At 65.0% G+C, this 18,124-nt stretch carries 19 protein-coding genes and 1 pseudogene; 12 read left to right on the top strand and 8 right to left on the bottom strand.

The genetic code is table 11. The features are described from left to right. Window positions 1-445 precede the first annotated feature (445 nt). Both WC729_RS05010 and WC729_RS05005 read left to right on the top strand, forming a co-directional pair. Window positions 446-790, top strand: a complete 345-nt coding sequence (locus WC729_RS05010) for a PilZ domain-containing protein (RefSeq protein ID WP_372850147.1) — start codon at window positions 446-448, stop codon at window positions 788-790. A gap of 94 nt (window positions 791-884) precedes the next feature. Further along, window positions 885-1,019, top strand: a complete 135-nt coding sequence (locus tag WC729_RS05005; protein WP_272624978.1) for a hypothetical protein — start codon at window positions 885-887, stop codon at window positions 1,017-1,019. Window positions 1,020-1,342: 323 nt separating this feature from the next. On the opposite strand, the gene WC729_RS05000 is transcribed toward WC729_RS05005, so the two are convergent. Then, on the bottom strand, window positions 1,343-1,741 hold the full coding sequence (locus WC729_RS05000) for a MerR family DNA-binding protein (RefSeq protein ID WP_372851015.1): 399 nt from the start codon (window positions 1,739-1,741) through the stop codon (window positions 1,343-1,345). An 84-nt stretch (window positions 1,742-1,825) separates the two neighbouring features. Here WC729_RS05000 and WC729_RS04995 point away from each other — a divergent pair, with 84 nt between their 5' ends. After that, complete coding sequence (locus WC729_RS04995; protein WP_372850144.1) at window positions 1,826-2,590, top strand: MauE/DoxX family redox-associated membrane protein; 765 nt, start codon at window positions 1,826-1,828, stop codon at window positions 2,588-2,590. A 3-nt stretch (window positions 2,591-2,593) separates the two neighbouring features. Here the strand turns inward: WC729_RS04995 and WC729_RS04990 are convergent, their stop codons facing one another. The 4 genes from WC729_RS04990 to WC729_RS04975 all read right to left on the bottom strand — a co-directional run bounded on the left by WC729_RS04990 (window position 2,594) and on the right by WC729_RS04975 (window position 6,978). Continuing rightward, the gene (locus WC729_RS04990; protein WP_372850142.1) at window positions 2,594-3,079 is read right to left on the bottom strand and encodes an SRPBCC family protein; all 486 of its coding nucleotides are present in this window, start codon (window positions 3,077-3,079) and stop codon (window positions 2,594-2,596) included. A gap of 79 nt (window positions 3,080-3,158) precedes the next feature. Further along, window positions 3,159-3,788, bottom strand: a complete 630-nt coding sequence (locus WC729_RS04985) for a TIGR02281 family clan AA aspartic protease (RefSeq protein WP_372850140.1) — start codon at window positions 3,786-3,788, stop codon at window positions 3,159-3,161. Window positions 3,789-3,951: 163 nt separating this feature from the next. Next, on the bottom strand, window positions 3,952-6,462 hold the full coding sequence (locus tag WC729_RS04980) for an ABC transporter permease (protein ID WP_372850138.1): 2,511 nt from the start codon (window positions 6,460-6,462) through the stop codon (window positions 3,952-3,954). Window positions 6,463-6,489: 27 nt separating this feature from the next. Further along, window positions 6,490-6,978, bottom strand: a complete 489-nt coding sequence (locus tag WC729_RS04975) for a hypothetical protein (protein ID WP_372850136.1) — start codon at window positions 6,976-6,978, stop codon at window positions 6,490-6,492. A gap of 81 nt (window positions 6,979-7,059) precedes the next feature. On the opposite strand from WC729_RS04975, the gene WC729_RS04970 reads away from it, so the two are divergent. Then, on the top strand, window positions 7,060-7,254 hold the full coding sequence (locus WC729_RS04970) for a hypothetical protein (RefSeq protein WP_372850134.1): 195 nt from the start codon (window positions 7,060-7,062) through the stop codon (window positions 7,252-7,254). Window positions 7,255-7,319: 65 nt separating this feature from the next. Here WC729_RS04970 and WC729_RS04965 read toward each other — a convergent pair whose 3' ends face one another. The 3 genes from WC729_RS04965 to WC729_RS04955 form a co-directional block, all read right to left on the bottom strand. Further along, entirely contained in the window at window positions 7,320-7,589 is a 270-nt protein-coding gene (locus WC729_RS04965) for a GlsB/YeaQ/YmgE family stress response membrane protein (protein ID WP_372850132.1), read from the bottom strand. Window positions 7,590-7,712: 123 nt separating this feature from the next. Further along, complete coding sequence (locus WC729_RS04960) at window positions 7,713-7,916, bottom strand: DUF6771 family protein (RefSeq protein WP_372850130.1); 204 nt, start codon at window positions 7,914-7,916, stop codon at window positions 7,713-7,715. 73 nt (window positions 7,917-7,989) lie between these two features. Beyond that, the gene (locus tag WC729_RS04955) at window positions 7,990-8,286 is read right to left on the bottom strand and encodes a hypothetical protein (RefSeq protein WP_372850128.1); all 297 of its coding nucleotides are present in this window, start codon (window positions 8,284-8,286) and stop codon (window positions 7,990-7,992) included. Window positions 8,287-8,348: 62 nt separating this feature from the next. On the opposite strand from WC729_RS04955, the pseudogene WC729_RS04950 reads away from it, so the two are divergent. The 8 genes and pseudogenes from WC729_RS04950 (at window position 8,349) to WC729_RS04915 (ending at window position 17,866) form a co-directional block, all read left to right on the top strand. After that, window positions 8,349-9,559: pseudogene (locus WC729_RS04950) on the top strand (endo-1,4-beta-xylanase). 179 nt (window positions 9,560-9,738) lie between these two features. Further along, a complete protein-coding gene (locus WC729_RS04945; RefSeq protein ID WP_372850126.1) occupies window positions 9,739-10,782 on the top strand; it encodes a TrkA family potassium uptake protein in 1,044 nt (347 codons plus the stop codon). A gap of 70 nt (window positions 10,783-10,852) precedes the next feature. Then, window positions 10,853-10,987, top strand: a complete 135-nt coding sequence (locus tag WC729_RS04940; RefSeq protein WP_372850124.1) for a hypothetical protein — start codon at window positions 10,853-10,855, stop codon at window positions 10,985-10,987. A gap of 109 nt (window positions 10,988-11,096) precedes the next feature. Then, the gene (locus WC729_RS04935; protein ID WP_372850122.1) at window positions 11,097-11,402 is read left to right on the top strand and encodes a hypothetical protein; all 306 of its coding nucleotides are present in this window, start codon (window positions 11,097-11,099) and stop codon (window positions 11,400-11,402) included. Between the two features lie 157 nt (window positions 11,403-11,559). After that, a complete protein-coding gene (gene rarD / locus WC729_RS04930) occupies window positions 11,560-12,504 on the top strand; it encodes an EamA family transporter RarD (protein WP_372850120.1) in 945 nt (314 codons plus the stop codon). A gap of 286 nt (window positions 12,505-12,790) precedes the next feature. Next, window positions 12,791-14,374 carry a hypothetical protein gene (locus WC729_RS04925; protein WP_372850118.1) on the top strand — a complete coding sequence of 528 codons (1,584 nt, stop codon included), beginning with the start codon at window positions 12,791-12,793 and terminating at the stop codon, window positions 14,372-14,374. A gap of 175 nt (window positions 14,375-14,549) precedes the next feature. Further along, window positions 14,550-17,030 carry an AAA family ATPase gene (locus WC729_RS04920; RefSeq protein WP_372850116.1) on the top strand — a complete coding sequence of 827 codons (2,481 nt, stop codon included), beginning with the start codon at window positions 14,550-14,552 and terminating at the stop codon, window positions 17,028-17,030. Beyond that, window positions 17,027-17,866 (top strand): hypothetical protein, encoded by an 840-nt coding sequence (locus WC729_RS04915; protein WP_372850114.1) that lies wholly within the window; start codon window positions 17,027-17,029, stop codon window positions 17,864-17,866. The genes WC729_RS04920 and WC729_RS04915 overlap by 4 nt, the downstream gene beginning before the upstream one ends. Window positions 17,867-18,124: the final 258 nt, after the last annotated feature.

The following is an 18,124-nucleotide window of genomic DNA, read 5'->3' as shown; positions in this document are numbered from 1 at the left end:
GATGACAAGATTTTGGCGGGTGGGCCTAGCGCTTGAAGCGGCGCCAGTTGCCGTCGACCTTCGCCATCGCGCGTTCGCAGTCCACGCAATTCGAGCGCCAAACCCCGGAAACCTTGCGTGCACCGTACCGATCCGGCCGATGCTTCCCGAACATGCACCTCAAGCGCCCCAATACGCTTGGCTTCAACAACTCCACTTACGGCGACTCCCTATAACCCGCAGATCGACGCGGGTAGTGGATATCTCCATTGCCACCGGTGTCGTTCGTGCCTGTCGCCCTAGGCGGCAAGACGCGCCGCTGCAACAATCGGGTGCAGGATGCGTCGTGAACTGGCGCCAAGGGGCCCGCGTCCTCTTCCCTGCAGGTGACCCGGATCGGGTACCCAATCGATGTTGCCGCGGCGTTAGGGATCATTCCCTCGGGACCTTCGCGCGGGAAGTCGTCATGGAGGCCGGAATCGGCGAGGGGCATATGGCGCAATCCAGCAAGGACAAGGACGGAGCTCACGCGCGTCTCGCGCCGCGCTTCAAGACGTTCCAGCCTGCCTCGATCGATTGCGAGGGTGCGAAGCGGCGCGCGCATATCCTCGACGTCTCCGCGCGCGGCGCGCGGCTCTATTGCGCCGATGCGCTGCCCGTCGGATCCTATCTCGCGCTGCAATGCTGCGACGTGACGCTCTCGGCGCGGATCGTCTGGGCGAAGGAACAGCGGTTCGGCGTGGAGTTCCAGTTCCCGCTGCCCGATGCGCATATGCGCCGTATCCTGGATCCGGCCGCCGACGGGCAATAGCTGCGGTCCCCTGCTTCCACCCGACAGGAACGGCGCGGTCGATGGCGCGTTGAGGTCGGTAGTTTCGAAGACGAAACCTCATGGGAGTAGAGTCATGGCCGAGATCAACAGCGACGAGAAAGTCGTCGTCGCAAAGAGCAGCATCAATGTCGCCAACATCATCATCGCCATCGCCGTGCTGATCGCGGTGCTTGGTCTGCTCAAATATATCGGCGCTTCGCCCTTCTGACCGGTGGCGGCCCGGGTCGGCCGCCATTTTTTCGAAACCGCAACACGCTGGAATCCGGACGGCTTGTCGACTTGTCCACAGGATTCCGTTTCGGGGCCGGAACACGGTGGCGGTGCCGCCGTTGACGCAGACGCGAAAGCGAAAAGGGGAAGCGATGAACTACGCTGTAGCGGCCGTTCCTGCGGCCTTCAGATTGCGTCCAGGTTCCACCTGCCTGCGGGCCGCCGGATCCGGTCCGGGCGAAAGCCTGTGCACCCGGCCGCGCGGCCATCTCGGGCCGTGTCGGCATATGCCGGCGCGAATGATCGAGTTCTCCTCCTAGGCTAGGCGCGGTCGAAGGCGTCGAGGATCGGGCAGGGGCCGCTGGCACTGGCGTCGCAGGCATGCGCGAGCCGCTTGAGCGCAGTGCGGGCGAGTTCCAGCTCGGCGATCTTCTCGTCCAGTGCGGCGAGTCTTTCCGTCGCCAGCCGGCGGGCGCGGTCGCGGTCCTCGGTGGCGTCGAGCGCGAGCAGCTCGCCGATCTCCTCCAGCGTGAACCCGGCGCCCTGCGCCGATCGGATGAAGCGCAGGCGCCGCACATGATCCGCGCCATAGCGGCGGATGCCGCCGGCCAGGCCTGATCCGCCGCTCCGTGCGGGCTCGTCGATCAGGCCGCGGCGCTGATAATAGCGCACCGTCTCCACGCCCACACTGCCTTCGCGCGCCAGCCCCGCGATCGTCATTTCCGCCACCGCTTGACTCCGTACTATGGTCCGGACCCCATATGGGCCGGGTCCGCCCGCGAGCAAGGGCGCAGGAGATGCATGATGACGACCCGCCCGGCCAGGATGGCCATCCTCTACCGCATGGTCATGCCGGAGCATGTCTGCCCCTGGGGGTTGAAGGCGAAGGACCTGCTCCGCCGGCAGGGCTATGACGTGGACGACCGCTGGCTGCGGACGCGTGAGGAGACCGACGCGTTCAAGGCGGAGCACGAGGTGAAGACCACGCCGCAGACCTTCATCGATGGCAAGCGGATCGGCGGCTATGACGATCTGCGCCGTTTCTTCGGCAAGCCAGTGCGCGATCCGAATGCGGTCAGCTATCGCCCGGTGATCGTGCTGTTCGCGATGACCGCGCTGATGGCGCTGGCGGCGAGCCAGGCCGTGCTCGGCACGCCCTTCACGATCCGCGCCGGCGAGTGGTTCATCGCCTTCAGCATGTGCGTGCTGGCGCTGCTCAAACTGCAGGATGTCGAGCGCTTCTCGGCGATGTTCCTCAATTACGATCTGCTGGCGAAGCGCTGGGTGCCGTACGGGACGATCTACCCCTATGCCGAGGGACTGGCTGGCGTGCTGATGGTGTCGGGCGCGCTGACGTGGCTGTCGGCGCCGATCGCGCTGTTCATCGGTGGCATCGGTGCGGTGTCGGTGTTCAAGGCGGTCTATATCGACAAGCGCGACATCAAATGCGCCTGCGTCGGCGGGGACAGCAAGGTGCCGCTCGGCTTCGTCTCGCTGACCGAGAATGCGATGATGGTCGCGATGGCCTTGTGGATGGTGTTCGGTCCGGGCGCGATGGCGATGGCGTGATGCCTATTTCTCCGCCTCGGCCAGCGCCTTCATCGTCTCGATCGCGCCCTGGAAGCGTGGGTTGATGCGGTCGAACTGGGCCTTGCGCACCTCGTCCGAGGGCATCAGCGCGGCGTCGTAGATCAGCGTGTAGACGATGCGCGACTTGCCGGTGCCGGCCGGCTCCACCGCGAGCGTGCCGTTATAGGCAAAGCCCGCCATGCCGCCCGCCGTCTGGCTGTAGGTGTAGGAGTGCGCAGTGCTGGCGACCATCGGCTCCAGCGTGGCGTCGTTGAGGCGGCGGATCGTGCCGACATCGCCGGTGCCGGAGACGATCTCGCATTTCAGCTTGAGCCATTCGGCGATCGCGCAATAGCTGCCGACCCGTTTCCACACCGCATCGGCCGAGCGATCGACCAGAATCTCCTTGCGGATCACGACATAGTCGGACGCGGCGGCCGGCGTGGCTGCGACGATCAGGGCAGAAGCAAGGGCGGCGCGTACGATCATCGGTCATCCTGTCCGGTGGTTTCTGCGCCTTCCTATGGCGCTTGCCGGGCGATGCCAAAGTGATTGTTCGCACGCGGCGTCAGGCCGTGTCGGGCTTCACCGGCTGGGGGTGGTTCGGTTCGAGGATCAGCGTCTTGCCCTCGACCCGCCAGGATTTGAGCCGCGACAGGAAGTTCATGCCGATCACGTCGGTGTCGCCGAACGCGGGCGAGACGACCACGGCAAGCTCGCGCGCGACGATCGTGCCGAAGCGCAGTTCGCGGATCGTGCCGGTCTGCGCGTTGACGGTGCCGTTGGCGGTGCGCAGCACGATCGGGAAGGGGGATTCGTCCACCTCGATCCCTGCCTCGGCCGCGGTCTCGGCCGAGAGAGCGGTCACCGTCGCGCCGCTGTCGACCAGCATGCGCCGCTCGACCCCGCCGATGCGCGCATGGACCCAGAAATGCCCGTCATTCGCCATGCGGATGCGCACTTCCTTGCCGACCACTTCCTGCTTGTCGGCCTGGAGAAACGCGGCCGCCTTGGTGAGATAGGGATCGAAGCGCCCGCGATCGCGCACCAGCATCACCACCAGCCCGCCCAGCACGCCCCAGATGACGAGCGTGGTCAAGGTCCGTACCAGCGGCATGCGCCGCCCGATCACCGCCGCGATCAGCAGCCCGGCGAGCAACAGATAGAGCGGCGCGTTGGCGCCAGGATCGGGAAACATCCTGCCTCTTCGTCCATGCGGCCGAGGTGCCGGCCGACTGCGGAATATTTAGCTGACCACCATGTATGAAGCCTGACCGTCCCGCGAAAGCCCTGGGCCGGGCGCTTCCCGGCGAAGGCCGGGACTCAGTCGGGGGACAGCAGTGAACTGGCGGTGCGCGCCCTCACTCATATCGCAGCGCCGTGATCGGGCTGGTCTGCGCGACGCGCCAGGCGTGGCTGGCGATCGTCGCCATGGCGACGGCCAGCGCCAGCACCCCGGCCAGCAGGAACGGCACCGGGGTCAGCGCGATCCGCGTGTCGAAGCCGTTGAGCCAGTCGCGCATCAGCCACCAGGCGACCGGCCAGGCGATCAGGTTGGCGATCAGCACCGGCCGGGTGAACTGCCACACCAGCAGGCGCAGGATGTCGCGGGTGCGGGCGCCCAGCACCTTGCGGATGCCGATCTCCTTGGTGCGCCGCTCGGCAGTGAAGGCGGCGAGGCCGAACAGGCCGAGCGCCCCGATGATCACCGCAAGCAGGGCGAAGGCGGCGAAGAGCTGCCCGCGGGCGCTTTCCTGCTGATATTGGCGGCGCACCAGATCATCGGCGAAGTCGGCCGAGAAGGGCACGGCCGGCACCACGCGGTGCCAGACCCGGTCGAGCCGGTCGCGGATCTCGCTCGGCGTGACGCCGGCGAAGCGCACCGCGATCTGCGCGAAGCCGGTCCGCTGCATGATATAGACGGTCGGCTGGATCGGTTCGCGCAACGAGCGGAAGCGTGCGTCGGTGACCACGCCGACGATGGTAACCGGCACCAGCCCATATTCGTCGAGCGTGATCGCGCCGCTCAGCTGCTTGCCGATCGCATCCTGCGGGGTGCGGAAGCCGAGGCGCTGCGCGGCCGCCTCCGACACCACAACGTTCAGCCCGCGCGCGACCAGCGCCCGCTCGGCATCCGGAACGACCGGGAAAGGCGTGGTCGCATCGTCGCGGCCCTGGCTGTCGGAGAAATCGCGGCCGGCGAGTATCTTCATGCCCATGGTCTGGAAGAAGCCGGTCTCGATCCCGTACAGGCCGAGCGAGACGGAACGCGCCGTGCCGGGCAGGTAGAAGGTGGACATGGAATTGCCGTTCGGCGCGACCGCGATCTGGGTGCGCGCGGCCGCCTCGACGCCGGGAACCCGGCGGATCTGCTCGATCAGGGTTTGCGACATCGGCAGCGTCACGCCCTTGTAGCTGAGATTGCCGACCTGGATCAGGCCGTCGCGCCGGTAGCCCGCATCCATCGTCCGGGCGAAAATCGTCTGGGTATAGATCACGGTGGTGCAGACGATCAGCGCGATCGAGACGGCGAACTGGCCGATCACCAGCACGCTGCGCAGCCGGCCCGATCCTGCCGCATCGGCGGAGGACTTGTTGGCCTTCAGGATCTTCGCCGGCTCGAAACGCGAAAGGTAGAACGCCGGGTAAAGGCCGCCGATCGTGCCGACCAGCAGCACCAGCGCGATGCTGGGCAGCAGCACGCCGTCCAGGCCGAGATAGCGCAGCTTCATGTCCGCATCGAGGAAGCCGTTGAACCAGGGCAGCAGCAGCTCGACCGCGGCCAGCGCGATGACCATGGCAATGGTCGTCACCAGGATGGACTCGCCCATGAACTGCGTGATGAGCTGGCTGCGGCGCGCGCCGAGCACCTTGCGCAGCGCGACTTCGCGGGCACGTTGCGAGGCACGGGCGGTGGCGAGGTTGGTGAAGTTGATGCACGCCATGCCGAGCACCAGCAGCGCGATCACCGCGAAGGTGGTGACGGTGCCGGCATCGTTGCCGGGCGTCATGTTGACGCGCTGCGCCTTGCCGAGATGCACGTCGCGGATGTTGGTCAGATGGTAATCCTGCGCATCGCCCTCGTTGGTGCGCTCGCCATTGGTCACGCTGTCGGGGATATTGCGCTTTTCCCAGGCGGGGAGCTGCGCGTTGATCGCCGCCGCGCTCGCGCCGGGGCGGAGCTTCACGTAATTCCAGCCCTGCTGGGATCCCCAGTCAGTCACTTGCTGCATCCGGTCGGCGAACTGGACGCCGAGATCGAAGCGCGCGACCATCTTCGCGGAGAAGCTGCTGTTCTTCGGGATGTCCTTGAACACGCCGGTCACGCGGTAATCCACGTCGCCGGCATTGTCGACGATGGTCAGCGTCCTGCCGAGCGGGTTCTCGTCGCCATAGCGGCGGGTCGCCTCGCTCTCGCTCAGCACCACCGAATGGGCGTCGTTCAGCGCACTCCGCGGATCGCCGCGCACGAACGGCACCTGCAGGATGTCGAAGATATTGCCGTCGACCATGCGCAGGTCGCCGACGTCCGAGGCCTGGCCACCCTGGATGACCACGGGGGAGAAGGAGCGGACCCACACGACCTTCTCGACCTGCGGGAAATCCTTGGCCAGCGCACGGCCCGAGACGATCGAGCCGAGCTGGAGGTACATCTCCTCCCCGCCCTTGTCGGTCGCGGCATAATAGGTCTGGAACTGGAAGGCGCGGTCGGCGTCCTTCATCCAGCTGTCATAGCTCCGCTCGTACCGGACATAGAGCAGGATCAGGACGCAGGCGGCGAGGCCGATGGCGAGGCCGGCGATGTTGATCGCGGCATAGGCCCGGTTCCGGCCCAGCGCGCGCAGGCCGACGATCAGATAGTTACGCCACATCGTCCTTCCCCCCCTTGTGCCCGCCCGTCATCGATCGTTCCCCATGTCGATGGTCAGGCTGATGTCGTGCGACTGTCCGCTTTCGGACGCGCCTGTCCGCAAATGGACGGGCGGCCCGCCCATCGAAAGCGCCATGCGAAGCGAGTAAAGCTCGAGCCCCGCGCTGATGCGCGGCGTCGGGGCGGCGCGGATCGCGAGCGCGACGGCGCAGAGCAGGGCCAGTTTCAGGACGGATCGTTTCCACATCGGGCATTGCTCAGCATGAACCGTGCCAACCCCTGTGAGGGGAGAAACATCCTCCATGGCGACGATTTTGCGACCAAATCGATGGAAGGGGCTGGAACTGTTTGAGTTTCGAAACGTATAGGCCCGCAACCGCAATGGGCTCACAACCATGTCGGGGGTAAAAACCAGGCCGGATCGGACAGCATCCTCCGGCCTGGTTTTTCCATTTCCTTCGTTGCGCAAGCGCACCGTCGTGCCCGTGCCGCGCTTTGCCGAGCGCGCGCGCCGCAACCGCTTGATAACCTCACCCTGCTATGATTGACGCCTCACGACCCGGGCGGGGGCCCGCGGTTCAATCAGAGCGGGAAAATCATGTTCGGTGCGATCGCCTTTGCCTATGGCCTGCTGACCAGCTTCGTGCTGTCGGGCGCAAGCCGCAACCACAAGCTGCAGCGGCCCAATCCGCCGATCCTGGTTCATGTCGGCCATGTCTGTTTCGGCTGTTCGGCCGCGCTTTCCGCGCTGCTGTTCTTCCATGCCGGGCGTATCTGGCTGCTGGGCAGTTGAACGCAAACGGGGCGGCCGAAGCCGCCCCGCGCATTGGACGTGAGGACCGGGGACGTGAGGACCGGTTAGCGAACCGATCCGCGACGTACCAGGTTGACGATCGCGAGCAGCACGACCGCACCGAGCAGCGACACGAGGATCGTTGCGATGCTGTAGCCGCCGCTGGTGATCGGCGGCACGCCGAACAGCGGCGACAGGATGAAGCCCGCCAGAACCGCGCCGATGATGCCGACCACGACGTTCAGGAACACGCCCTGCTGCGCGTCGGTGCGCATGATCATGCTGGCGAGCCAGCCAATCACGCCGCCGACGATCAAGAGTATAATCAGACCCATCTTGCTCTCCATTGACCAAGGGAAGTGCGCGGAGGCTTTCGCGGGCGCGCCGGGCTCTTTCATGAGACCTTGAACCATAACGGACGGAACCGCCTGGCGTTCCTCCGCTTGTCGCGGCGGTGACTACAGGCCGAGCGAAAGCTGGTTCGCGTCGCGCGCCGGCGCGTCGGCGTCCAGCTCGTCGAGGATCGACCTGGCGAGCGTTTCCGCCGCCCGTGCGCGGAGCCGCGGATCGCGGACGGTGATGCCGATGCGCGCCCAGGCGGGTGCCGCCAGGATGACGGGGGCGAGATCGGCTGGGGCGAGGTCTGGGGCGAATCGGCTCATGTCCCGAAACTAGATCAAAACGGGAACATCGGAAAGCGCCAAATCGGCGATATATATCGCGGCTGTGCGGGGTTCAGGCGAATTCCGGCGAAGGATCGGGATCGGTGCTGGTGATCGTCACGTTGCGCTCGCCCATCGCGACCGCAACCACGGACGACGCGTCTTCGACGCTGGCACCGGCAAGATCGATGCGGACCGGGGCGTCGCCCAGCTCGGCGCGGTTGCGCTTCAGCGCGGCGAAGCATTCATGCAGGGTGCCGTAGAGCGCGCCAAGCGCCATCGGCGCGCCGGCATGGTCGATGCGCTGCCAGGTCCAGGCGACGTGAGGCGCCCCTCCGGGAACCGTGTAGGCACGGAATACCTGATACAAATGCCTGCCCGCCATGCGACGGCAACTTGGGTCGATCCGGATGGTTCCGCGATTGCGCCGAAATGGTTATTTCTCGGCATGGCGCGTTGCGCAGCCGTCGCGATCTGGCCAGATCGGTCATCCGGGCCCGACAGACTGAGGAAAGATCGATGACGCCGTCCAGACGAGAGATCATCGCCGGCGCTGCGGCACTGGCGGTCGCCCCGGCGCTCCATGCGGCGCCCGCCCCGGTCGGGCTGGACGCAAGGGCGCGGCGCAAGGGCCTGCGTTTCGGGTCGACCATCGGCATGCGCGTGCGCTCGTTCGAGGACCCGCAATATCGCGCGATCGTCGAGGCGCAATGCGGTGTCATCGTGCCGCAGAACGAACTGAAATGGCGCTATATGCGTCCCGGCCCCGACAGCTTCGATTTCAGCAAGTGCGACCAGATCTTCGACTGGGCGGAGCAGCACAGGCTGCAGATCCGCGGGCACACGCTGCTGTGGCACCGCACCGACCAGTTCCCGGCATGGCTGGCCGACTATGATTTCGGCCCAAAGCCCGACGCGCGGGTGGCGGAGATGCTCCAGACGCATATCCGGACGATCTGCGCCGCTATCGCCGCCGCATCACCTCCTATGACGTGGTCAATGAGACGATCGACCAGGATAGCGGGCTGATGCGCGAGACACGCTTCTCGAAGGCGATGGGCAGCGGGGAGGCCGTGGTCGATCTCGCCTTCCGTACCGCGCGCGCCGAGGCGCCCGAAGCGGAGCTGGTCTATAACGACTTCATGAGCTGGGAGCCCGACGGCGAGAAGCACCGCGCCGGCGTGCTTCGCCTGCTCGAGGGGTTCCGCAAGCGCGGGGTGCCGGTCGATACGCTGGGGCTGCAGGGGCATGTCAGCGTGCCGGAGGACGCGTCGCCCGCGGCGATCGCCGGGCGCGAGCGGATCTGGCGCGGCTTCCTCGAAGCGGCGACGGGCATGGGCTACAAGCTGATCATCAGCGAGTTCGACGTGAACGACCGCTATCTGCCTGCCGCGATCCCGGCGCGCGATGCGGCCGTCGCGGCGTTCGCGCGGCGATTCCTGGATATCAGTCTGTCCTTCACTCAGCTCCACACCCTGATGCTATGGGGCATGGTCGATCGCTATTCCTGGCTGCAGGAAAATACGCCGCGGACGGACAAATTGCCGAAGCGGCCATGCCCCTATGATGCCGATTACCGCGCCAAGCCATTGCGCGCCGCGATCGCGGCGTCGCTGGCGGCCGCACCGGTTAGACGGAGTTAGGGGCTTTCCGATCCCTGCTTCCTTCCCCGGCAAAGGCCGGGGTCCAGTTGGAAAGGCCATGGTAAGGGGCGCAGCGCCAGCCACGCTCGTCCCCCAACTGGACCCCGGCCTACGCCGGGGAAGGGGCTATCGAATGGACGGGTGCTTCTTCTTCCCGTGCCGACGCGTTACACGGCGTGATGATCCCCGGCCCCGCCCCAAAGGACAGCTTCCTCACCCTGCACCGCAAGAGCCGGACGCCGATCTGGCTGTCGCTCGTCTGGCGTGTGCTGCTCGCGCTCGGGCTGATCGGGATCGCGCTGTCGGTCCACTGGTTCGACCGGGACGGCCTGCGCGACAATATCGACGGCCATGTCACCTTTGCCGATGTGCTCTATTTCACCATGATCACCATCACCACGGTCGGCTATGGCGATATCGTGCCGGTCACGCCGCAGGCACGGATGTTCGACACCTTCGTGGTCACGCCGGTGCGGCTGTTCGTGTGGCTGATCTTCCTTGGCACGGCCTATGATTTCCTCCTCAAGCGCGTCTGGGAGAAGTGGCGTATGAGCGTTATCCAGCGGCATCTGGGCGGCCACACCGTCGTGGCCGGATACGGTACCAGCGGCGCGGAGGCAGTGTGCGAGCTAATTCGGCGCGGCAAGCCGGCCGAGACCATCGTGGTGATCGACGAGCGCGCCGCCGCGCTCCGCCTCGCCGAGGAATGCGGTGCGACGGTGCTCGAGGGCGACGCGACCCGCAACGCGACGCTGGAAGCGGTCAAGATCGACAAGGCCCGGGCGATCATCATTTCGGCCGGGCGCGACGACACCTCGATCCTGATCGTGCTGACCGCACGCCGCCTCGCGCCCGACGTGCCGATCAGCGTCATCATCCGGTCCGAGGACAATGAGGCGCTGGCGAAGCAGGCCGGCGCCACCACGGTGATCAACCCGGCGAGCTTTGCCGGGCTGCTGCTCGCCGGATCGACGCACGGGCCGCATATCGCCGACTATATGGCGGATCTCGCCGCCGCCGACGGCCGCGTCGCGCTGCACGAACGCCCCGTGACGGCAGACGAAGTGGGCCGGCCGCTCGCGCAGATCGGGACCGGGCTCGGCGTGCGCATCTATCGCGGCGACAGCGCCTTCGGCTTCTGGGAGATCGAGGCGGGGCATCTCCAGGCGGGGGATTCGATCCTCGAAGTCGTGCCGCGCATGCACCGGGAAGGGCCGGAATGAGTCCTGGTGGAACTCGCGTGACTCTCATGCATTGATTGACTGGAGAGCAGGTTTTCAGAAGGTCGCCAAGATGGGCAAAGTAATGCGGACGCCGCCGCACGATCTGTTCCGCGAACAGAACAGATTCCCGGGCGGTATAGCCTTTCTGATCCTGATTGCCGTCTCGATCGCGCTTTGGGCCGGGCTGATCGCCTTTATCGCCTGATGGCTCGAGCCTGAATCGTCGCGGCGACTTCACCCTCCCGGCATTGACGTAGATCATTGCGCCTCCGTTCCCGCGCGCCGATGCTTCATCGACAAGGAGAGGCGCACATATGGACATTTCATGGAATGAGGATGCGGTCGCGGCGATGCGCCCGCGCGACTGCGACAGGGCAAGCGGCGATCTCGAGGTCGTCGCGCAGGGATCGTTGACCCGGGTGCTCGATACCATCGCGGCGGGTTTTGCCGGCGACATCCCACGGATGCGGATATCCTTTCCCGAGCGGTGCAAGCCGCCCTTCCGCTATGAAGGCGCCGAGATCGCGGCCTTGCTGGCGGAACGCAACCGCGCCGCGGCGCTTGCTTCTTCCTCGACGACGGCCGGGCGGCCCAGGCGTTCGCGGCTGTCGCTACGATAGGTGCCGCCGTTCCGTCCGTCGGACGGGCCGGTCGATAACGGGGCAATCGCGGCCCCAAGGAAAATTGCGGGTCGGGCGGGTTGCCACCGTCTTCGATGGCGACCATCTCCCCATTTCCATTCCGCCCGCGGCACTACGCCCGGGCTCAGGCAGAATCGTGACCGACAGCGCACCGTCCCGTCCCGCATTGACCCCCGCAGGCACCGGCGCGATCCTGGGCGTGGCGGCTTATGTCCTGTGGGGTGTGCTGCCGCTCTATCTGAAGCTGTTGCAGCATGTGCCGGCGGGACAGGTCGTGGCACACCGCATCCTGTGGTCGGTGCTGATGCTCGTCGTCGTCGTGGTGCTGTTCGGGCGGGTCCGGACGATCCTGGCAGCGGTGACGAAGCGTACCCTGCTGATGCTGACGGCCAGCGCCTTCCTGATCGCGGTCAACTGGCTGGTCTATATCTGGGCGGTGCAGAACGCCCATGTGCTCGACGCGAGCCTCGGCTATTTCATCAATCCGCTGGTCAATGTCGCGCTCGGCGTGGCGGTGCTGGGTGAGCGGGTGCGGCGCATCCAGTGGGTGGCGATCGCGCTGGCGGCGGCGGGCGTGCTGGTCATGGCGCTGTCCAACGGCAGCAGCATCTGGATCTCGCTGGTGCTCGCGCTGAGCTTCGGTACCTATGGCCTGATCCGTAAGGTCGTGGCGATCGATGCGCTGGGCGGGTTGCTGATCGAAACGATTCTGCTCGCGCCGTTCGCGCTTGGCCTGTTGCTGGTCGCGCATGGCGGCGGCGAGGGCGCGTTCGGCCGCGAGATGGCGACCGATCTGCTGCTGGTCGTGGCCGGCGCCGTCACCGCAGCACCATTGCTGCTCTTTGCCGGGGCCGCGCGGCGCATGCCTTATGCGGCGCTCGGCCTGCTCCAATATATCGCGCCGACCCTGCAATTCCTGATCGCCATTTTCGTGTTCGGCGAGCATCTGCGCCCGCACGATCTTGCCGCCTTCGCGCTGATCTGGGTCGGGCTGGCAGTCTATGCCTCGGACAGCATCCGGGCGAGCCGTGCTGCAGCGCGGGAGAACCTCGCCCTGGAGCCGGCGACGCGGCCGATTTGATGCGGCAGGATTCGGGAAACAGTTAACGGTACCCGATCCGTGAGGTTGTAGCGCAATACCGGTTGATTTTTACGGCCATGCGGGAGATATTTTCTTCGAGTTTGACATGCACTTGACAATACCGACCCCAGTTCTTTGATTTTTCCGTCAGGTTAAAAAGCTGAATCCCTGATGCTTTTCTGTGCTGCATCGTCCGCGTTCCCGCGAAAGAACGGGTGGGCGAGCAGATTACACCCTGTGTACAACCTGCAAAAGCGTCCGACTCGTCAAAAAAAGGGGAATCTGGATGGCGAAGAAAACGGCGGTCCTGATCATCCACGGGATCGGCGAACAGGTCCCGATGGAAACGCTCAATGGCTTCGTCGACGCAGTCTGGACCCGTGATCTGTCGCTTACGCGCAAAGACAAGCCCGATCCCAACACCGGCGAAAAGCGCTTCAAAAATGCCTCGTGGAGCAAGCCCGATGCGCGCAACCGCAGCTTCGAGCTGCAGCTGATCACGACCGAATCCGACGAAAATGGTCGCCGCGTCGATTTCTTCGAATATTACTGGGCGCATAGGGTCACCGGGACGACCTGGGAGCAGGTTCGAGCCTGGCTGTTCGGGTTGATGCTACGCAATCCCTTCACCAAAGTCCCGAAAGGCGTGCTGCCGGCATGGTGCGCCCTGTGGCTGGTCTTTTTCCTGTTCCTGTATGCTTCCCTGATTGCCGGAATGGCGGTGAGCAAGGACGTGATCCACCCCGAAGCCGTTTCGTTCGAGCCGGCCCACGGCACGCTCCTGCTGGCGACCTGGGTCCAGGCCTGGCCGAAATGGCTCATCGCGGTCGTGTGGGGCGCAGTCGGACTGGCCCTGGGCTGGGCTCTCACGATCATGGTCGATGTCGCCGGGGATGTCGTGCGCTATGTCCAAGCGACCCCCAAGAACATTGCTATCCGGCAATCCATTCGAGAGAACGGCGTTCAGCTCCTCGAGACCCTGATGGGGATCGACGAGAATGGCCAGCCGGGGCGCACGGAGTATGATAGGATCATTGTCGTCGGGCACTCGCTCGGCACGATCGTCGCCTATGACATCCTGACCCACGCCTTTGGCCGCCACAACACACGGCTCGACCCCACCAAAGTCAAAGGTATCAAGCAGGACAATCGCGTGGCGCTCGAAGAATTGTTGCGTGACGCCTATGCCGACCCTGACAAGGATTTCTCTATCGAGGCCTACGGCGCGCTGCAGGATGCTTGCCGCAACGAGCTCGGCGCGATCGGCAATCCCTGGATCGTCAGCGATTTCATATCGCTGGGCTCGCCGCTGACGCACGCCGAGTTTCTCCTGGCGGCGGATCGGGCCGCGCTGGAGGTCAACAAGGAGAAGCGCATCCTTCCGACTTGTCCGCCGACGCTCGAATTCGACCAGAAGACCGACCTCCTGCATTTCACGTACAGGACCCGCGGGGTGGATGACGAAGGCGATTCCCACGATCCCGCGGCCCCACGCATGCCGCACCATGCGGCGCTCTTCGCTTATACGCGCTGGACCAACATTTACTCGCCGCTGCGCGGGGTCCTGGTCGGCGACATCGTTTCGGGGCCGGTGGGCCACCAGTTCGGCCTCACGCGCAAAACGGGAACGCCACTGAGCGGCATCCGCGACATTGCCGTGCTGCCATGCGCTCTGGATGAAGCCAAATCCACGACCCAGGATCGCAAGCGGCGCATGCTCACGCATCTGCGTTATTGGGACTGCGACTATTCGCGCGACCAGGCTGGTAACGAGGAGCCGTTTCATATCCGCGCCTTGCGCGAGGCTCTTGACCTCGGGCGCAAGCATCGGCCCAAGCCCGCGGCGCTCAATGCGCCGCCGACGCAATGACTGCGGCCCGCATGGCACGCGTAAATCCGGCCGCGTAACCGCGGGGCTATGATCTGTTCGCGCATTCCGATCGACGTCGCGACGAGAGCTGCAAAATTTCGCAACATGCCGCATAGAAGACGTTGGGGCGCGACGCGGCATCGCTGCGGGTGAATGCGAGTAAAGGGACGAGAATGTGACGGGCGATTCCTCCGCGATCATTGTCAGTTTAGCTTCGATCCTGGCGGTCCTCGCAGCTGTCATAACCGCTGCCTTGTCCTTGTGGCAGCTGCGTCGAACCCGGCGTGAGCTTCACGAATTGACCGCGAGCAGGATTGTCGGCGACAGTCTTGAGAATGAGGCGACGGGTGACGCCGTTCTTCGCTCGATTGAGAACAGGACGGGCACTTTCGATCCGGTTCCCGCCGCCGCCAATCCGCCGCTGGCCCCGCTGGTCACGGTACCCGATCTGCCCGAAGAACTTGTCCATGCGCTCGGTGACCAGCACGCGGTCCTGGTGCTCGGTTCCGGCGCTTCCGCCCAGGCCGGCCTGCTCACCGGCACCGATTTTCTCTACGCCGTGATGGAACGGGTCCAGCGGCAATTGCCGCCGGGGCTCGCGAAGGTCATGGACGCGAACGAGCCGAAGCGTGCCTTGGCCGAACTCATGGCCGGGCTGGGCGGCTTCACCAAACTCATGGACGCGTTGAGCGCCGGGGTTTCCCGCGAACGCCTCGTCGCCGCCGTGAAAGACACCGTCGCGACGAGCGAAGGCCAGACCAGTCCACTGCACAAGACCTTGGCGCAGTTGCCATGGCGCGCCGTCATCAATCTCAATTGGGACGATCTTGCCTACAAGACCTTCGTCGAGCAGGCGGACGTGCCCCTGCATTCAGTGACCCCGCGCGACGATTCGAACATTCCCGCTTTCTCGCGTGCGGGAACGCGCCTGCTGTTTGAGCCTTTCGGCGACTTCGATCGCATTTCGAGCATCGCGCTCACCATCGAGGAGATGCGGCGACAGATGCGGCGATCGCCGGAATTCTCGCGTGTCCTGGCAGGCTTGTCGCAGACCAATAGCTTCCTCTTCGTCGGTGTCGGCCTCGATACGATCGAGCCATTTCTGCAGGCGATCGCATCGGACTTCGACACCGTCGGCCGGCACCACTTCGCCTTGGTCCCCGAAGACCCGACGAATGCCGTGCGCCAGTCAACCCTGGGCCGCTTCGGCGTGACCCTGCTCAGCTACGGGGCCGATGCCGGGCACTCGGCGATCGCGAGCTTTTGCAAGCGACTGCGTTCCACGGCGCGCGTCGAGGCCGGCAACGAATCGGCGACGAAGACGCCCTTTGTCCTGTCGCCCGACCGGATCTCGCATATCCGCCTGGTGAATATCGGCCCCTTCGAAGAGCTGGATTTGCCGCTGGTGACATCCGGTGCGGATGGACCTCCGGGTTGGTCGGTGATCTTCGGAAGCAACGGCGTCGGCAAGTCGACGATCTTGCGGGCAATCGCTTTGGCGATGGCGGGCAGCAACGCGGTAGCCGGCAAGACAGGCGCCCGGTTGCTTCGCGAGGGGGCGGAAGAGGGCTTGATCGAAGTTCACATCGGGTCCCAGCAATTACGAACGACGCTCCTCCGTGATCGCTCCAGCGTGATCGTGTCGAGCCTTCAAGAGACGCCGCTCGGTCTCGGCACCGCGCTGGTGCTTGGGTTCCCCGCCATGCGCGGAGCGCGGACCGCCTCGCCGGTGGGTCCGAGCCGCCGCGCCGAGCCGGGCGATCCCGATCCTGCCGATCTGCTCGCGCTGATCTCGGGCGAGGTCGATGGCCGCCTTGCCGACTTCAAGCAATGGCTGGTCAACACTCTGGTCGACGTCGACGGGAACGATCATCAGACGCGGCGGAAGCGAAAGCTCCTCGACAGTCTGATTACCGAACTCGTTCCCGGCCAGATTACCGGCCTCGCGCCGCTGGACCCGACCTTCACGATCCGCGTGACGACACCGGAAGGTCCCGTTCCCTTCGACGAATTGAGCCAGGGCATGGCCTCCGTCTTCAATTGGGTCGGTGTGCTGGTGCAGAGGCTGTTCAGCGTCTGCGCGCTGTCGGATAGTCCGGCGGATGAGCCGGCGATCGTTCTCATCGACGAGATCGACGCGCATCTTCACCCTGACTGGCAGCGCCGGCTGGTCGAATTGACGAAGCGGCACTTTCCCAACCTGCAGCTTATCGTGACGTCGCATTCGGCCTTGCTGGCGGGCGCGCTGCATGGCGAGGAGGTTCGCGTGTTGGAGCGCCGCCCGGACAGGAAGGGCGTGCATCTGTTTCCCTACCCGATCGATCTGTATGGCCGGCGCGCGCAAGACATTCTCACGAGCCCGATATTTGGCCTGGAGTCTGACCGGAACCCGGAGCTCGAACGCAAGGTTCGCGACTATTTTGCGATCTTCGAGGATCCGAAGAGCCGTTTGGCGAGAAAGGACGAGCTTGTCACAATGGCGGCCGAGCTTCGGACCTTTGGCTATATGCTCGATCCCGCCGCCGGCGATCCCGAGACCACGAGCATTCCGACCATCGCGGACGAAGCGGCGGCGGATCGGGTCGCCGAGCATCTGGCGAAGATGTCGGACATCGCGGATCCACCCCTGCCTGAGGCGAGGAGCGAGGCGCCATGATCTTTGTCGACAAGCCCGAAATCGACGAGGACGAATGGCGCACAATCGTCCTTCAGGGGCGAACGCTGAGCGGGAATCATCTCGCGATGTTCGACGCCGATGAAGAGTTCGCGATCAACGACACTCTCTATAAGCGCTTCATGCGGTATCTGCTGGAAATCTTCGGCGGCAAATGCGCCTATTGCGAGACGCGCATCACGTCCAACCAGCCTGGCGACGTCGAGCACTTCCGCCCCAAGGGGCGCGTGGTCGGGGACGATTTCAAGCCCGTCCAGACGCTGCATCCGTCGAAGGGGACGATCAACCACCCGGGCTATTTCTGGCTCGCCTATGATTGGTCCAACCTGCTGCCCTCGTGCATCGACTGCAATCGCTACCGGAAGCACGGCATCGATGATCCGCAAGGTGCCGGCAAGGCGGATCGCTTCCCGGTGAAGGGTACGCACATATGCGTTCCTCAGGATCTCGGTAGCGAGGAGCCATTTCTGATCGACCCGACCAAGATACAACCCGCACTCCACCTCGAATTTCACCCGGACGGAACTGTCTCAGGGAAGACCGAAGAGGGTCGCCGTACGATCGAGTTGTTCGGTCTCAACTTGCGTGAGGGCCTGGTCGAGGCGAGGCGCGAGGCCTTTCAGAATGCCGACACTTTCACGGTCGCGCATTGGAACCATGTTCTTACCGGCTTCGCCGCCAAGCTCGCCGAAGATGAGCAACGCCTTGATCGAATCAGGTCCGGTCGCCGACCCCATGCGGCGATGGAGAGGCTGGCCCTGCGCATGGTCAATGCGCGGATCGAAGCTGAGCGTAAACGCGCTCTGCAGGATTTCTGATGGGGCGGTGGCACTTCCTTGCTGCAACGGCGGCATGCCGGCATCCGCTCCGACAGCGCCGCGCTCCACCCGGTGACGCGATAAAAGGTGCACGACGGCGGCGTGAGCCCAAGCTGTCGAAGAATTGGGACCGCCGCCGTGCAGGTGCATGCTAGCATCGAACCGGCGGCAGTTACCTTACATCCGTGGTGGAATTTCGGGGGTCATCGTAATTCTCGCCCGCCTCGTCGTGTTGCGGTGCAGCAAATTATAACGGAA

This window comes from Sphingomonas sp., from assembly GCF_041661825.1.
Taxonomy (GTDB): domain Bacteria; phylum Pseudomonadota; class Alphaproteobacteria; order Sphingomonadales; family Sphingomonadaceae; genus Sphingomonas.
This window is presented reverse-complemented; position numbering and strand designations above follow the sequence as displayed.

What these genes read in the sequence shown, in the direction of transcription:
- WC729_RS05010 (WP_372850147.1), top strand. Translation starts at nt 446, where the DNA reads ATGGAGGCCGGAATCGGCGAGGGGCATATGGCGCAATCCAGCAAGGAC.
- WC729_RS05000 (WP_372851015.1), bottom strand. Translation starts at nt 1,741, where the DNA reads ATGACGATCGCGGGGCTGGCGCGCGAAGGCAGTGTGGGCGTGGAGACG.
- WC729_RS04940 (WP_372850124.1), top strand. Translation starts at nt 10,853, where the DNA reads ATGGGCAAAGTAATGCGGACGCCGCCGCACGATCTGTTCCGCGAACAG.
- WC729_RS04935 (WP_372850122.1), top strand. Translation starts at nt 11,097, where the DNA reads ATGGACATTTCATGGAATGAGGATGCGGTCGCGGCGATGCGCCCGCGC.
- WC729_RS04915 (WP_372850114.1), top strand. Translation starts at nt 17,027, where the DNA reads ATGATCTTTGTCGACAAGCCCGAAATCGACGAGGACGAATGGCGCACA.
- WC729_RS04990 (WP_372850142.1), bottom strand. Translation starts at nt 3,079, where the DNA reads ATGATCGTACGCGCCGCCCTTGCTTCTGCCCTGATCGTCGCAGCCACG.
- WC729_RS04960 (WP_372850130.1), bottom strand. Translation starts at nt 7,916, where the DNA reads ATGAGCCGATTCGCCCCAGACCTCGCCCCAGCCGATCTCGCCCCCGTC.
- WC729_RS04925 (WP_372850118.1), top strand. Translation starts at nt 12,791, where the DNA reads ATGGCGAAGAAAACGGCGGTCCTGATCATCCACGGGATCGGCGAACAG.
- WC729_RS04980 (WP_372850138.1), bottom strand. Translation starts at nt 6,462, where the DNA reads ATGTGGCGTAACTATCTGATCGTCGGCCTGCGCGCGCTGGGCCGGAAC.
- WC729_RS04945 (WP_372850126.1), top strand. Translation starts at nt 9,739, where the DNA reads ATGATCCCCGGCCCCGCCCCAAAGGACAGCTTCCTCACCCTGCACCGC.
- WC729_RS04965 (WP_372850132.1), bottom strand. Translation starts at nt 7,589, where the DNA reads ATGGGTCTGATTATACTCTTGATCGTCGGCGGCGTGATTGGCTGGCTC.
- WC729_RS04970 (WP_372850134.1), top strand. Translation starts at nt 7,060, where the DNA reads ATGTTCGGTGCGATCGCCTTTGCCTATGGCCTGCTGACCAGCTTCGTG.
- WC729_RS05005 (WP_272624978.1), top strand. Translation starts at nt 885, where the DNA reads ATGGCCGAGATCAACAGCGACGAGAAAGTCGTCGTCGCAAAGAGCAGC.
- WC729_RS04995 (WP_372850144.1), top strand. Translation starts at nt 1,826, where the DNA reads ATGACGACCCGCCCGGCCAGGATGGCCATCCTCTACCGCATGGTCATG.
- WC729_RS04985 (WP_372850140.1), bottom strand. Translation starts at nt 3,788, where the DNA reads ATGTTTCCCGATCCTGGCGCCAACGCGCCGCTCTATCTGTTGCTCGCC.